The following is a 15602-nucleotide window of genomic DNA, read 5'->3' as shown; positions in this document are numbered from 1 at the left end:
ACCTCATTTTTTTAATTGACGGCTGTCCAAATATCCTTGAAGGATTAAAACCGCGGCCATTTTGTCGATGACCTGTTTTCTCTTCTTCCGGCTGACATCAGCAGAAATCAGCATTTTTTCAGCAGCCATCGTCGTCAGACGCTCGTCCCATAATACAACAGGTAGCCCGTACCTGGCTTCTGCCTTATTGGCAAATTCCTGACACGCCTCCCCGCTCGGACCAATGGATCCGTTCATATTTTTGGGCAAGCCGACCACAATTTCTTTCACATCATACTGTTTAATCCAATCGCCAATACGTTCAAAAACTTCATCGGGCTGATGCGGTTTCCTTCTGACCGTTTCGATTCCCTGAGCTGTCCAGCCCATCTCATCGCTCACAGCCACTCCTACCGTATGGGATCCTACATCCAGTCCCAAAATCCGGGTCATTAGAGAGAATCCTCTTTCTTTGTGTCAAGATAGGATTTAACCAGTTCCTCAATCAGTTCATCCCGCTCAATCTTTCGAATCATGGTTCTTGCATCCTTGTGGCGGGGAATATAAGCTGGATCTCCTGATAACAGGTAGCCTACAATCTGATTGATCGGATTGTATCCTTTTTCCTGAAGTGCCTCATACACTGAAAACAGCACTTTTTGGACATTGGGATCCATTGAATCGTCATGAAAGTTAAACTTCATTGTTTTGTCCATAGAACTCACGACCAACACCTCTTTCTCTATCTTCTCCCTTTATATCCTCATTGTACCCTTAATAGGGGGATTAGGAAACAGATTTCACTGCTTCTGCTACGTATTCCAGGGCAGCATCAAGTTTTTCAGGGTCTTTTCCACCTGCCTGCGCCATATCCGGACGGCCACCGCCCCCTCCGCCACAGCGTGAAGCCACCTCTTTTACAAGTTTTCCTGCGTGATAGCCTTTTGGGATCAAGTCCTTGGTTACTCCCGCGACAATATTCACTTTATCATGATTTACCGCACCAAGTACGACAATTCCACTTGAAAGTTTATTTTTCAAATCATCAACAATGGAGCGCAGACCATTCATGTCCGCAGCATTAACCTTTTTCACGATCACCGGAACACCATTGATTTCCACTTTCTCGTTGATCAGGCTTCCTGCTTCGAGATTGCCGAGCTTCGCGGATAATGCCTCTTTTTCCCGCTGGAGCTCCCGCACCTGGTGCTGCAGCGCTTCTATACGGCTCGGAACTTCTTTTGCATTGGTCTTCAGCAAAGCTGCAGAGTCACGCAGTGTCTGGACTTGTCCCTTCATGACCTGATAGGCTTCCTGTCCGGTTACAGCCTCAATCCTTCTTGTACCGGCACCAATGCCAGTCTCTGAAAGAATTTTAAAGAGGCCGATCTCCGAGGTATTCTGCACATGGCAGCCGCCGCATAATTCCAGGCTGTAATCGCCAATTTGAACCACTCGAACCACTTTTCCGTATTTCTCACCGAATAAGGCCATCGCTCCCATCGCTTTTGCTTCCTCAATCGGCTTTTGCATTTTATCCACAGAAATGGTCTTCCAGATCTTCTGGTTGACAATATCTTCAATGCTCTCGATTTCTTCCTGTGAAATGCTGCCGAAATGGGAAAAGTCGAATCGAAGCCTTCCAGGTGCCACTAGGGAACCTGCCTGGTTCACATGAGTACCGAGAACATCCTTCAGCGCTTGATGCAGCAGGTGGGTAGCCGTATGGTTTTTCACAATAGCCGCACGTTTTTCAGTATCAACCTGAGCGACAACTTCTATTCCGTTGCGAAGGTTTCCTTGTTTTACAACGACGGTATGGAGATTTTGTCCATTCGGTGCTTTTTGAACATCCTTAACAAACAGCTCCAGTCCTTCGCCCGTAATCGTGCCTTGGTCAGCAACCTGGCCTCCGCTTTCCGCATAAAACGGAGTAATGTCAAGAATGACCTGGCCTTCTTCTCCCTCGGCAAGGATATCGATGCGGTCTCCGTTTTGAAGGGTTTCCAATACTTTTGATGTGCTCCGCTCTTCGTCATAGCCCACAAAATCGCTGTGTGCTTTGATGTCGCTTAACACACCGGATTGCACCTGCATGGAATCCACATCCTGACGTGCCGAACGGGCTCTCTCACGCTGGCCTTCCATTTCTTTTTCAAATCCTGTACGGTCGACTTCCATGTTATGATCTGCAGCATATTCTTCAGTCAGTTCAAACGGGAAGCCAAACGTATCATAAAGCTTGAAGGCATCTTTACCTGAAACTGTGCTGCTTCCGGCTGCTTTTTCCTTTTTGATGACTTCTTCAAGGATCGCAAGTCCTTCATTGATGGTTTCATGGAATCGCTCTTCTTCGTTTTTAATGACGCGCTGGATAAACGGCACTTTTTCTTTTACTTCCGGATAATAGTCCACCATGATATCTGCTACGGTTGGAACAAGTTCGAACATAAACGGCCGGTCAAGTCCAATCTGCTTGGCAAAGCGAATGGCTCTTCTGATCAGGCGGCGTAGAATATACCCTCTGCCTTCATTTGATGGAAGTGCATTGTCAGATACAGCAAAGGCAACGGTACGGATATGGTCAGCAATCACTTTGAACGCGGTATCCGCTTCCTTTGATTGGCCATACTTGCTGCCAGAAAGCTTTTCCGTTTGCTGAATGATCGGAATAAACAAGTCCGTGTCATAGTTCGTTGGAACGTCCTCAATAACAGAGACCATCCGTTCGAGTCCCATTCCGGTATCAATGTTTTTCTTTGGAAGCGGTGTGTACGTTCCGTCTGGATTATGGTTGAACTCGGAAAACACCAGGTTCCATACTTCGAGGTAACGGTCATTTTCCCCACCCGGGTATAACTCAGGATCATTTGCATCACTGCCGTATTTTTCTCCTCGGTCGTAGAAAATTTCTGTATTCGGTCCGCTTGGCCCTTCTCCGATATCCCAGAAGTTCCCTTCCAAACGAATGATGCGTTCTGGCGGTACCCCTACGGTTTTGTTCCAAAGCTCATAGGCTTCATCATCTTCCGGATGGATAGTGACTGATAGTTTCTCTGAATCAAAACCGATCCATTTTTCACTGGTCAAGAATTCCCAGGCCCAGATGATCGCCTCTTCTTTGAAATAATCACCGATGGAGAAATTTCCGAGCATTTCAAAGAACGTATGGTGGCGTGCGGTAACCCCCACATTTTCAATGTCATTCGTACGGATTGATTTCTGAGCGTTAACGATTCTCGGGTTTTCCGGAATCACCCGGCCGTCAAAATACTTTTTAAGGGTAGCAACCCCACTGTTGATCCACAAAAGTGACGGGTCTTCATAAGGCACAAGGGAAGCGCTCGGCTCCACACTGTGGCCCTTCTCCTGGAAAAAATCAAGAAACATTTGTCTTACTTGAGCAGACGTTAAAGTTTTCATCTTTCCACTCTCCTTTCGTTATTAGAAAAAGCGGTAGCGCCCTGTTCTGCCAAAATAAAAAACTCCCGTTCCTGATTCTGCATCAGGGACGAGAGTTGTTATCACGCGGTACCACCCTGGTTATGATTTAAGCCGAACACCGAAATCATCACCTTATGTAAACCGTAACGGGGTTTCACCGGCAGGGATTAACTGCACTCGGGAGTAGCTTTCTGTTCTTTCCTTTTAGAAACCTTACAGCCGGGGGTTTCCTCTCTTGGAAAAGGGTCAAAACATACTTATCTCCATCATCGTTTTGCTTTATCTAGCAGTAGTATAATTCCTTCTAGGGCATCTTGTCAATCTTGGCTTGCAACCGGTGGTTCCGTATATGCACAATAATAACCTTCATGATTGAAAACACAGGCACAGCCAGGATCAGCCCGGCCACCCCTCCGATTTCACCGCCAGCCAGCAGCGCCATAATGATCAATGCGGGATGGATGTGAAGGCTTTTCCCCACGATCAGCGGACCCAAAATGTTTCCTTCGATGAACTGCAATACCAGCATGATGCCGGCAACAATGAGAACCATTTTAACAGAAATGGTAAACGCGATGAAGATGACCGGTACAGCGCCAAGAATGGGCCCAAAATACGGAATAATATCCGTGATAGCAATAATAATCCCCAATATAATGGGATACGGCATACCAGCGAGCCACAGTGCAAGCATAGCAGCAGCCCCAAGAAGCGTTCCCACCAATAATTGCCCCCGGATGTAACCTCCCAGCGAACCATCAATTTCCTTGAGAACCTGTCTTCCTTCTCTTCTCCACTTCTGCGGCGTCAAGTACCAGCATACCCGTTTAATGCCGTCAATATCCTTTAAAAAGTAAAAAACAAGGAACGGAATAATGATGAGTACAAAAAAATAATCCACAAGTTTTTTAATAGAGCCAATGACATTGGCTGCGCTTTTCTGCAAATAACGTTCACCTGAATGAATATAATCCTCAATTCTGAGGTGAATGGATTTCGGAAGGCTTGATGTATGATGATCCACTTCAAGCAGCCAGCTTTGATACGTTTTTGATATGGTGGGAAGATTGGACGCCAATTCCCTGATCTGAAGGATCATATAGGGTATTCCTTTGTATAGGGCATAACCAGTTCCGCCGAAAAAAAGCAGGTAAATGCACAAAATGGATAAGCTGCGCGGCATGCCCTTCCGATGAAGTATTTCCACAAGCGGATGAAGTAAATAGGTGATGAAAACGGCAATAAAAAAAGGAAACAGCACGGCTTTTAGAATCGTAAGAACAGGAACCCAAAAAGGGGCCAGTTTCAACAGCAGCCAGCCGCAAAGAAACAGCAAAACGAGAAGAGATAAACGGATGATCCACTTTATGTAATTCTCCCGCTGCATGGTATCACCTCCCCCCTTATTGTTTCCTCCTGACCATTTTTCATGTAAGAAAAGGAAAAGCTCAACCCATCAAAAAAGCCCATGCTTCTAAGCATGGACTTTCTTTTCATTAATAAATGGCTTTTGCCAGTCTTTTACGCAGTCGTCGTACGCGTTTTGAGGACAGCATATCATCCATCCCCATAAAGCTCATCCCGTTTTTCCGGGATTTCATTCCGTAGATAGCTGCCCAAAGACCGAGAGCAAGTACGGGTTTTATATAGCTGTTCATTGAAGTCACCAACCCTTTTATCAAGTTAGCCTGCTTATTGGACATCCGCCTTGTAGGACAAATCTTGATCCTCAAACAGATCATCCAGCGAGGTCAAGCTGCCATCCTCTTCCACCTGGTGAAGGGACAGTATGCCATTTACAATGGATAATTCAATAAAGCAGTTCCAGCAATAATACTGATTAACGCCGATCTTGCCGATATCCTTACGGCTGCAGTTGGGGCATTTCAAATGTGGGGTCCTCCTTTATAGCACTATCGTACAAAAAGTGACTGCTTCCCGATATGCAACGGCTCATGCGAATAAATCAGCGATCGTCCATCCGTCCAGTCCGAAAACAATCCTTTTGATACCTCAATGGCTACAATCCTGCCCCAATCTTTTGAAAAGTATACATCCTCAACCACCGCTTCTGTCTCTCCATCCTTGGATAAGAGAGCCTGCTTCAGCAGGCAGCAAGGATGTTTTTCCATCCGGAATGTTCCTTTAGAATAGGAAGGCACCCTGGATGGTCTGCAGCTGCAAAGCAGAACGGAGTCCTCCTCCTGAATCCTGGCTGACTCATACGGCAGATACGCTTTCCGGAAGAAAAGGCTGTTTCCGCATAAAATGAAGCCCAGCACATTTCCCCTTGAATCTGTCAGTATATCTTCGACTTTGCCGATGGTTTTTCGGTTAGCCGAAAGAACAGCTTTTTTCCCTTTTAAAAATGAAAATGTTCGCAAAGTAACCCCCACCCTTCCGAACATCCTTATCATCCCACCTCTGTCAGGGATTCATGCTTGAAAGGTTTTCCATCTGATATTGAGTCAGCCGGTCTCTCAGACGGGAAAATCTGGACGCTTCATCATTTCTTTGGACTGCCAGTTCAAAAGCAGATTCTTCCCCGCACAGGATTAAAAACTCCCGACTCCTTGTAATGCCGGTATAAATTAAATTCCGTCTCAGCATACGGAAATAACTTTTTACAACAGGCATGATGACAATGGGAAATTCGCTCCCCTGGGATTTATGGATGGAACAGCAGTAGGCGTGAGTAATGTGATGAAAATCAGAGCGTGTATAAACCACTTCCACTTCATCAAACGCCACAACGAGCTGGTCTTCTTTGTCCGTTGTTTCTTTAGCATAAATGAGCGATACTATTTCACCCATATCCCCGTTGTACACAAGGTCTTCCGGCTGGTTAACGAGCTGAAGCACTTTATCCCCGACCCGATAAACCACCTGTTGGATGTTTAGTTCGCGCCTTTGCGGTGAAGGCGGATTAAATAATTCCTGCAGTTTTTGATTCAGGATATCGATGCCCGCGTTCCCGCGATACATGGGGGCTAGTACCTGAATATCCCGGGCCGTATATCCCTTTTGACGCGCGTTTTGACACACCTGCTTAACCACTTCCATCACCTGATGGGTCTGGCATGAAAAGAAGCTTCTGTCCGACTTTCTCTTTGCAAGGTCGTTTGGAAGAACACCGTTTTTCATGTGATGAGCGAGTTCAATGATGGAAGACCCTTCGGCCTGCCTGTATATATCCTTCAATTCAACCGTCGGAATGACTTTAGAAGAAATGAAATCGCGTAATACCTGGCCGGGACCGACAGAAGGCAGCTGATCTTCATCTCCCACAATCACCACTTGAATATTTCCGGGCACTGCTTTAAAAAGGGCATGCGCAAGCCAAATATCCACCATGGACATTTCATCCACTATCAGGAGTTTGCCTTCAAGCGGATTTTCATCGGTATGTTCAAAGCCCGCTCCGCCCTTCCAGCCGAGCAGCCTGTGGATGGTGAATGCCGGGATGCCTGTTGATTCCGACATCCGTTTGGCGGCACGCCCGGTCGGGGCAACAAGAAGCACCGGAAACGGCTCATCTTTTTTATATGAGGCTGGATCAAGCGAAACGCCATGAAGCTCCGCATAGACTTCCACGATCCCTTTAATGACCGTTGTTTTCCCGGTTCCAGGTCCTCCTGTAAGAACCATAAGCGGCGAAAAAATGGCCGTTTCAATCGCTTGTTTTTGCGAAGGGGCATATTGAATACCGAGCCGCTCTTCAAGCTCACCTAACGCCTTTAAAAATTCCGCCTGCGGAAACGCTTCTTTATATTCTTCCTGTCCGGCAATTCCTGTTACCGATTCAGCCAGCCCTTTTTCGGAAAAGTAAAGAGACGGCAAATACAGCCGGTCTTCTTCCATCATCATTTTTTTGTCTTCCCGAAGCGCTTCGATTTCACGGAAAATATCGCTGTCACTAATAGGCGCTTCCCCATTTGTCAGCAATTTTTTCACTTCATCCAGCACAAAGTCTGCAGGCAGATAAACATGCCCTGCATCGGTTCCCCTTTCCTGAAGAACAAAAAGACAGCCCGCTCTGATTCTTTCAGGGTGGTTATAGGACAGCCCGATCCCTCTTCCGAGTTCGTCTGCCCGCTGAAAACCGATGCCTTCAATATCGTAGATGAGCTGATACGGATTGTTTTGGATATTATGGAGGGCTTCTTCCTGATAGGTTTGGTAAATTTTCATGGACAGCTGAGGTCCTATACCAAAGGGATTCAGAGTGATCATCACTTGTTCGAGACCCTGATGTTCAACGAGAGCATCGTACAGGTTTTTCGCCTTTTCCTCATTCAACTGCGGAATTCCATTGAGAACATCGGGATTTTCCAGAATGGAAGATAGCGCATTTTCTCCCAGATGGTCCACAATGGCCTGTGCCGTCTTTTTGCCAATGCCATGAAACAAATCGCCCGATAAATATTGAACCATACCTTCCTTCGTCTGTGGTATGTCTTTGCGAAATTGCGTTACATGGTATTGCTTGCCGTACTTTGGATGTTCTTTAAAATGCCCAAAGAAAATATAACGGTCATCCTGGTAAAGCGGCGGGAGGATCCCGGTAATGACGGCTTCTTTTTCGTCATACGCCTCATTCGTCTCATGAACACGTATGCGGGCTACGGTGTACAGGTTTTCCTTATTAAAAAAAATAGTTGTAATCAACGTTCCCTTTACATATTTTGCTTGTTCATCGAATAAATCGAAAGAAGACTGTTTATCCATCATTTGTCTCCTGACTTCATAATAATTCTGGCATTAAACCAGCTCTTAGTTCAGTAAGTTTTCCACATTTTTTTTGCCATTCGCTGCAAGGTAGTGATCCGGCTGGATAGACAGCGCCTGATTAAAAGCCTCGAGTGCTTCCTGCGGTTTGTCAAAATAGACGTAGCCTACTCCAAGGTTATAAAACGCATCCGCATGCTTTGGATTTTTTGCGGTCACCCTTTGAAACACGTCTACAGCCTCATTGACCCGTTCCATCTGAGCGAGACAGAGTCCATACTGAAATAGTGATTCCACGTCATTGCTGTCCAGTTCTGTGGCACGCAAAAAGTGCGGAAGCGCGCGCCTTTGTTCGTTATTCTGAACGTAGCACATGCCGAGCATAAAATAGACATCGCCTTCCTGGATTCCTTTATGCAATGCCTGCTGAAAACAGTGTGCTGCCTCCGGATACCGTTCAAGCTCATAGAGCGCGATCCCCATGCTGTACCATGCTGTACCTGCCTCGGGATCAAGCTGAAGCGCCTTTTCAAAAAAAGCAATAGCTTTTTCATACTCATGAACAGCGGAAATCAGGTTTCCGTAATTGATGTAAAGGACCGGATTATCCGGCTCCTGTTCAATCTGCTGTTCCAGTTTTCGTGCGGTTTCTTCCAGTTTTCCCTTTTTTAAATAATCCTGTTCCACTTGTTTCCTCCTGAATCCTTATACTGTTTAAAGTATAACAAAAATTTGTTCTTGAAGAAAAAACCAGTCCACGATCATACATGGACTGGTTTTTATCTTTTTACAGATAAGAAATAGGTTCGCCGTTTTTGATTACTTCATCGATGGTGGCACCGCCAAGGCAGATGTCTCCATCATAGAATACAACCGCCTGTCCGGGTGTAATCGCACGTTGTGGATCATCAAAGACCACATGCAGCTTTCCGTCATCAAGAAGGTTAACGGTTACTCCTTTATCCGGCTGCCGGTATCTGAATTTTGCTGTGCAATGGAATGTTTTTTCCATTGGCTTATTGCTCATCCAGCTTGGCTGAACAGCGGTCAGGCTCTCACTGTAGAGCGATTCATGATCAAAGCCCTGCTCCACAAACAAAACATTTTCGGTCAAATCCTTGCCGACAACAAACCAGGGTTCGCCGCTTCCACCGATCCCGAGGCCATGCCGCTGGCCAATGGTATAGTACATCAGACCATCATGCTTTCCTTTGAAGTCACCATCAAGGGTTCGCATCTCACCGGGTTTTGCCGGAAGATAATTGCTTAGAAAATCTTTGAAATCACGTTCTCCAATAAAACAAATTCCTGTGGAATCCTTTTTCTTGGCTGTTGCCAATCCTGCTTCTGCAGCCATTTGACGGATTTGAGGCTTGTTCAATTCTCCGATCGGAAACATTACTTTTTCAATCTGTTCCTGGGAGAGCTGATTCAAAAAATAGGTTTGGTCTTTGTTTTCGTCCACGCCGCGCAGCATTTTTACTTCGCCGTCTTGTTCGGCTACACGCGCATAATGGCCGGTTGCCACAAAGTCAGCCCCCAGACTCATCGCATGATCCAGAAATGCTTTAAATTTGATCTCCTTGTTGCAGATCACGTCAGGATTTGGTGTTCTTCCTGCTTTATATTCTTCAAGGAAATAGGTAAATACCTTGTCCCAATATTCTTTTTCAAAATTGACCGCATAATAAGGTATGCCGATCTGGTTGGCTACAGCAATGACATCATTGTAATCTTCAGTGGCGGTGCAGACCCCGAACTCGTCGGTATCATCCCAGTTTTTCATAAAGATGCCGATTACATCATATCCTTGCTGTTTAAGCATCAATGCCGCAACAGAGGAGTCGACCCCACCGGACATCCCGATGACGACTCTTGTTTCTGCAGGTGATTTTTCGTGTCTTGTTGACATTTCATCACCCCCCTTTCTTTATAAATGAGAGTGTACCTCATTTTTGCAGGCGTTTCACTATTTTTGCTGTCTCGTACGCTGTTTTCTCAATTTGCTCCATCGTATTGTTTAAACCAAAGCTGAAACGGATCGAATTCTTTGTCCGCTCTGTCTTCCCAAACATCGCCGTAAGAACATGGGACGGCTCCACCGAACCTGCAGTACAGGCTGAACCGCTCGATGCTGCAATTCCCGCGAGGTCAAGATTAACAAGCATCACTTCTGTTTTCACGCCAGGAAAGCTGACATTCAAAATATGAGGCAGTCCATGCTCCGGATCGCCATTGACCTGAAAATTAATGTCTTCTTTTATTAAAATTGCAATCATTGCTTCCTTATACGCCAGATATGCAGCAGCTTTCTCTGCACCTTGTTCCATCATAATAGAAATAGCCTTTGCCAGGCCGGCAATCCCTGCCACGTTTTCTGTTCCTGCTCTGCGTTTCCGCTCTTGTTCTCCGCCGAAGGATGAAGGTGCAATCGCGACGCCTTCCCTGATATAAAGAAAACCGGTCCCCTTTGGGCCATTGATTTTATGTCCTGATATGCTGAGCAGATCAACCTTCAGCTCATCCACATTCAGTGGCAGAACGCCATATGCCTGAACCGCATCGGTATGAAAATAGGCCTGATGGCCTTCAAGAAGTTCCCCAATGGCCGGGATATCCTGAACCGTACCTACCTCGTTATTGCCATACATGATCGTGACGAGCACGGTATCCTCACGCAGTGCGTCCTTCACATCCTGAAATGAAATCCTTCCCTTTTCATCAACGGGAAGGTACGTTACCTCAAAGCCCTGCCGCTCCAGTTCCTCACATGCATGAAGCACGGCATGATGCTCAATTTGAGTAGTAATAATATGGTTGCCGCGTTCCTTGTTGGCATAGGCAACCCCGAAAATGGCCGCGTTATCCGCCTCGGTTCCGCCGCTTGTAAACATGATCTGATTGGATGCTGCACCAATACTTTTCGCAGCCGTTCTTCTTGCTTCATCCAGAAGCTGGCGTGTTTTTCTGCCAAACTGGTGAATGCTTGAAGGATTTCCAAAGTACTCCGTAAAATAAGGCATCATTTCCTGAACCACTTCGGGGTGAATCGGAGAAGTGGCGGCATGGTCTACATATATAAGGTCCATTTAGACCACCTTCTTTCTTAGTTGACTAGATATAAAACATGTATGCATCCTGGCTGGCATCTCCCTCATAGTTTGCCAAATCATCCAGGGTTGTATTATCAAGAACATCCTTGACGGCATCGCGGATTTTTATCCAGAGATCCCGCTTTGCCGGCTCTTCATCATCCATCAGTTCCACCGGGGTAATCGGGCCTTCAAGCACACGGATAATGTCACCTGCCGTAATTTCTTTGGCATCCTGAGCCAGAATGTAGCCGCCGTAAGCTCCCCTGATGCTTTTAACTAAACCCGCGTTTCGAAGCGGAGAGATCAGCTGTTCCAAATAATGCTCAGACAAATTATGCTCTTTTGCGATCAATTTTAAAGCAATCGGCCCTTCACCTTGCTTTTTTGCCAAAGCCATCATGATGGTTAACCCGTATCGTCCTTTTGTTGAGATTTTCATAATACACGCTCCGTTCTATCCAATAATTAACGATTTTTCTGCAAACCGGAAGTGTAAATCCTACAATGCTCCCGATCGTGACACAAAACAGTATGGTTCCAAGTGAAATCGGCCCTTTAAGCAGCCAACCTCCGGTTAAAACAAATAGTTCCATCGCCAGCCGGATATGTGAAATTTTCTTTCCCGTTTTCTCCGTTAATGCCAGCATTAAGCTGTCACGGGGACCGGCACCACAATCGCATGCGATGTAAAATCCCATTCCAAACCCATTGATAACAAGGCCTGCCGCAAGCATGGCAATCGCGCCAATGACCGACTCGGGTGTTTTGAAGAAGGGAATAGCCATAAAGATATCAATAAAAATCCCAACAAAAATCATGTTAAGAAAAGCGCCCACCTGCGGCCATTTTTTCGTTAGCCAGGAAGTAGCTCCAAGAATCAGGAACCCCATTATGATGGACCAGGTGCCAATCGACAATCCGAATTGATGATACAAACCAATATGTAAAACGTCCCAGGGCGCGCTTCCGAGGTTGGCTTTAATCATCAGCGAGACGCCAAATGACAAGAGAACGAGTCCCATAAAAAATACGAACCATTTGACAAAGAAAGGCTTTGCATCGGGATTAACTATTTTCATTAGTATTTCCTTCCGTTTGTCCATTTTTGCACATAAACCCAAACTATTATAGCACGAAAAAGCTAATTCTTGCATTCAAATGACCGGTATAGTACCTTTTGGTTACCAGTCATAACGGGTTAAGGTTCATTAGTACAGGAGGAAATTATGGATTTATTCAGTGACCATCAATCTTATGAAAATAAAACCATGGGGCCGCTTGCAAGCCGGATGCGCCCCCGATCCATACAGGAATTTATCGGACAATCCCATATTGTTGGCGAAGGGAAACTACTGCGGCGGGCCATTGAAGCGGATCAGCTGACACCCATGATATTTTTTGGCCCACCAGGCACTGGCAAAACCACGCTGGCCAAAATCATTGCCAATTCCACATCTGCCTTCTTCGAGCAGTTGAATGCTGTTACATCAGGAGTGGCAGACATCAAACGGGTAACCGGGGAAGCCAAAGAACGGCTGGTCATGGACGAGAAGAAAACAGTTCTGTTCATCGATGAAATTCACCGGTTCAATAAAAGCCAGCAGGATGCGCTGCTTCCCTTTGTGGAAGATGGCACTGTCATTCTGATCGGCGCCACCACAGAGAGCCCCATGTTCGAAATCAATCCCGCCCTGCTGTCCAGGTCAAGGCTGTTCCGGTTTGAACACCTGACCGATGACCATATCCGCAACGTTCTTCTCCGGACACTCGAAAATACCGAGAGGGGCTACGGAAAATACAACATTGAGTTCGAGGAAGACGCCCTCTCCCATCTTGTCTCTGTCGCAAATGGTGATGCAAGGACCGCCTTGAATGCACTGGAACTGGCCGTACTCACCACCAAACCCGATTCATCAGGGAAAATCCGCATCACCCTCGGGATCGCGGAAGAAAGCATTCAGCAGCGCGTGCTGCAGTATGACAAGAAGGGCGATAATCATTACGATACGATTTCGGCATTCATCAAGAGTATCCGGGGTTCTGACCCGGATGCCGCCCTTTATTGGCTGGCCAAAATGATCTATGCAGGCGAAGATCCAAGATTTATCGCCCGAAGAATCTACGTTCATGCAGCAGAAGATATCGGACTCGCAGATCCAAACGCTCTTCTCGTTGCACAGGCTGCAGCCTACGCAGTGGATTTTGTCGGAATGCCCGAAGCACGCATCCCTTTGGCGGAAGCCGTTGTTTACCTTGCAACAGCTCCCAAGAGCAATACGGTCATCATGGGGATCGATAAAGCCATGCAAGCTGTTAAAAATGAAAAGAGCGGCCAGGTTCCCATCCACCTGCGTGATGCCCATTACAAGGGTGCGAGCGAGCTTGGACATGGCAAGGAATATAAATACCCTCATAACTACCCGGACGGATATGTGGTCCAGCAATACTTGCCTGACCATTTAAAGAACAAGAAATTTTATGATCCCACACCAAGAGGGTTTGAAAAAAATATTCAGAAGCGGCTTGATTATTTTAATGACCGGAAGCGCAAAGAAACCTAAATCTATCACTCTGTTAAGGCAAACTAGCAAATTTTTGAAATGACGTATAGAATCCTCTTCTTTTGCTCAAAATGAAAACATAAACTCGTACTTTATGATTCAAGGAGAGGATATATATGATGAAAATAAGACAGGACGCCTGGTCAGAGGAAGATGATCTTCTGCTTGCCGAGACGGTATTGCGCCATGTCCGAGAAGGCAGCACACAGCTTCATGCCTTTGAAGAGGTTGGCGATAAACTTGAACGCACAAGCGCTGCTGTCGGCTTTCGCTGGAATGCCATTGTCCGTAAAAAATACGAACAAGCGTTAAAGATTGCAAAAAAACAGCGTAAGGAACGACAGAGAGCCCTTGCCAAGGGACAGCAAAACAAGCCGAAGACCATCGTTAAACCGCCAAAGCCTGCGGATGATGAAGTATATCATCCTGAAGAGTTCTTTAAAACGCCGTATACGGCTCCGGCTATACAAAGTTCCTTGCAGGAACCATCCTATCAGCCGGTTGTTCCTGAGGTTCAAACAACCTATCAATCTCAAGAACAGTCATTAACGCTTGATGAAGTTATTCGTTATCTTTCTGATATTAACCGTAACGGTCTTGCCAGCGGGCGTATAGAGGATGAAAATACAGCCCTGAAGCGCCAGAATGAGGACCTTTTTCACCAAAACCAAAAATTGTCGTCGCAGCTGAACACACTTGAAAAAGAATTCGCTGGAATGAAAGAAGACTACCAGGCACTCCTGGAAATCATGGATCGTGCCCGAAGAATGGTTCTCCTGCAGGATGATGCCGGCGACAACCAAAGCTTCCGCATGGATAAGAACGGAAACTTGGAAAAACTTGCAAAATAAAAGAAGGACTCATGTGAGCCCTTCTTTTTTTAATGCATTCGGTTAATCTTGATTTGATGGCTTTCAAGTAAGGTGTTTACAACATGTCCGGCCATAAACAATCCGGAAACCGACGGAACAAAGGAGTTTGAGGATGGAGGCATTTTTGCCTTCCTGATTCCCGGCGCATTTTCCGGCACAATTTTCTCCCGGATTTCTTCTCTGATCTGAACAGGAATTTCATCCGAGAACACAACAGTGACTCCCTTATGGATTCCTTCTTTTCGAAGGCGCTGACGCACCACCCTGGCGATTGGATCATAGCTGGTTTTGGAAATATCGGTGATGCGAAGCCGTGTTGGATCCAGCTTGTTGGCCACACCCATACTCGCAATGATCGGTATTTTTCGATTCAGGCACTCTTTGGCGAGATGAACTTTGTACGTAATCGTATCTGAAGCATCCACAACAAAATCCAAATCATGGTCAAAAAATTGTTCGTACGTTTCTTCAGTATAGAACATTTCAAGTGCGATAACTTCGCACTCCGGATTAATATCTGCAATCCTCTGTTTCATAAGCTCTACTTTCGATTGGCCCACCGTGGAGAGCAACGCATGGATCTGCCGGTTCACATTAGTGATATCCACTACATCTTTGTCTACGAGAATCAGTTTGCCGATACCTGCTCTTGCCAGCGCTTCGGCTGAAAATGATCCTACCCCTCCTATGCCCAGAATCCCTACGGCACTTCCTTTTAAAGCAGCCAGCCCGTCTTCTCCGATGGCCAGCTCATTTCTGGAAAATTGATGTAACATTTGACTTTCTCCTTTCTATAAAAAGAAGTTGTTTCACAGCACAACCCCTATAGGTTCAAAAATCGCACTTTCATTAGTCCTTAAAAAGGATATCCCATTTTTACAATGAGTACAACTGTTATTCATAAGCAAAGCCAAAAAACAGCA

The 15602-nt window shown here is 46.0% G+C and carries 16 protein-coding genes and 1 other annotated feature; of the genes, 2 read left to right on the top strand and 14 right to left on the bottom strand.

Annotated elements, in window-relative coordinates; translation table 11 throughout:
• Positions 1-3 precede the first annotated feature (3 nt).
• The 13 genes from ruvX to AS030_RS14875 form a co-directional block, all read right to left on the bottom strand.
• Positions 4-432 carry a Holliday junction resolvase RuvX gene (ruvX, locus tag AS030_RS14930; RefSeq protein WP_061972688.1) on the bottom strand — a complete coding sequence of 143 codons (429 nt, stop codon included), beginning with the start codon at positions 430-432 and terminating at the stop codon, positions 4-6.
• Complete coding sequence (locus AS030_RS14925; RefSeq protein ID WP_061972686.1) at positions 432-704, bottom strand: IreB family regulatory phosphoprotein; 273 nt, start codon at positions 702-704, stop codon at positions 432-434. Before AS030_RS14925 ends, ruvX begins: the two co-directional genes overlap by 1 nt.
• A gap of 61 nt (positions 705-765) precedes the next feature.
• Positions 766-3402, bottom strand: a complete 2637-nt coding sequence (gene alaS, locus AS030_RS14920; RefSeq protein WP_061972684.1) for an alanine--tRNA ligase — start codon at positions 3400-3402, stop codon at positions 766-768.
• A gap of 81 nt (positions 3403-3483) precedes the next feature.
• Positions 3484-3702: a binding site (T-box leader), on the bottom strand.
• Between the two features lie 25 nt (positions 3703-3727).
• On the bottom strand, positions 3728-4810 hold the full coding sequence (locus AS030_RS14915) for an AI-2E family transporter (protein ID WP_061972681.1): 1083 nt from the start codon (positions 4808-4810) through the stop codon (positions 3728-3730).
• 109 nt (positions 4811-4919) lie between these two features.
• Entirely contained in the window at positions 4920-5105 is a 186-nt protein-coding gene (locus tag AS030_RS23695; RefSeq protein ID WP_141687091.1) for a hypothetical protein, read from the bottom strand.
• A gap of 10 nt (positions 5106-5115) precedes the next feature.
• Positions 5116-5313 carry a hypothetical protein gene (locus AS030_RS14910; RefSeq protein WP_061972679.1) on the bottom strand — a complete coding sequence of 66 codons (198 nt, stop codon included), beginning with the start codon at positions 5311-5313 and terminating at the stop codon, positions 5116-5118.
• Between the two features lie 23 nt (positions 5314-5336).
• Positions 5337-5807 (bottom strand): PRC-barrel domain-containing protein, encoded by a 471-nt coding sequence (locus AS030_RS14905; protein ID WP_162264554.1) that lies wholly within the window; start codon positions 5805-5807, stop codon positions 5337-5339.
• A 43-nt stretch (positions 5808-5850) separates the two neighbouring features.
• Complete coding sequence (recD2, locus tag AS030_RS14900; RefSeq protein WP_061972675.1) at positions 5851-8151, bottom strand: SF1B family DNA helicase RecD2; 2301 nt, start codon at positions 8149-8151, stop codon at positions 5851-5853.
• A gap of 45 nt (positions 8152-8196) precedes the next feature.
• Entirely contained in the window at positions 8197-8838 is a 642-nt protein-coding gene (locus tag AS030_RS14895) for a tetratricopeptide repeat protein (RefSeq protein ID WP_061972672.1), read from the bottom strand.
• Between the two features lie 100 nt (positions 8839-8938).
• A complete protein-coding gene (mnmA, locus tag AS030_RS14890) occupies positions 8939-10063 on the bottom strand; it encodes a tRNA 2-thiouridine(34) synthase MnmA (RefSeq protein WP_061972669.1) in 1125 nt (374 codons plus the stop codon).
• 37 nt (positions 10064-10100) lie between these two features.
• Positions 10101-11240 carry a cysteine desulfurase family protein gene (locus AS030_RS14885; RefSeq protein ID WP_061972667.1) on the bottom strand — a complete coding sequence of 380 codons (1140 nt, stop codon included), beginning with the start codon at positions 11238-11240 and terminating at the stop codon, positions 10101-10103.
• Positions 11241-11265: 25 nt separating this feature from the next.
• Positions 11266-11685, bottom strand: coding sequence for a cysteine metabolism transcriptional regulator CymR (cymR, locus tag AS030_RS14880; protein WP_061972664.1), 420 nt, complete (start codon positions 11683-11685; stop codon positions 11266-11268).
• Positions 11618-12325: a YczE/YyaS/YitT family protein gene (locus AS030_RS14875; RefSeq protein WP_061972661.1), complete on the bottom strand. Its 708-nt coding sequence runs from the start codon at positions 12323-12325 to the stop codon at positions 11618-11620. Before AS030_RS14875 ends, cymR begins: the two co-directional genes overlap by 68 nt.
• A gap of 147 nt (positions 12326-12472) precedes the next feature.
• Between AS030_RS14875 and AS030_RS14870 the strand changes: the two genes are divergently transcribed.
• Positions 12473-13807, top strand: a complete 1335-nt coding sequence (locus AS030_RS14870) for an AAA family ATPase (protein ID WP_061972658.1) — start codon at positions 12473-12475, stop codon at positions 13805-13807.
• Positions 13808-13923: 116 nt separating this feature from the next.
• Positions 13924-14658, top strand: a complete 735-nt coding sequence (locus AS030_RS14865) for an RsfA family transcriptional regulator (RefSeq protein ID WP_061972655.1) — start codon at positions 13924-13926, stop codon at positions 14656-14658.
• 29 nt (positions 14659-14687) lie between these two features.
• Here the strand turns inward: AS030_RS14865 and AS030_RS14860 are convergent, their stop codons facing one another.
• Complete coding sequence (locus AS030_RS14860) at positions 14688-15455, bottom strand: tRNA threonylcarbamoyladenosine dehydratase (RefSeq protein WP_061972653.1); 768 nt, start codon at positions 15453-15455, stop codon at positions 14688-14690.
• Positions 15456-15602: the final 147 nt, after the last annotated feature.

Origin of the sequence: Fictibacillus enclensis, assembly GCF_001457035.1 — a bacterium.
Classification (GTDB): Bacteria; Bacillota; Bacilli; order Bacillales; family Fictibacillaceae; genus Fictibacillus_C; species Fictibacillus_C enclensis.
Note: the sequence above shows the minus strand (reverse complement) of the source record. Positions and strands in the feature narration are given on the sequence as shown.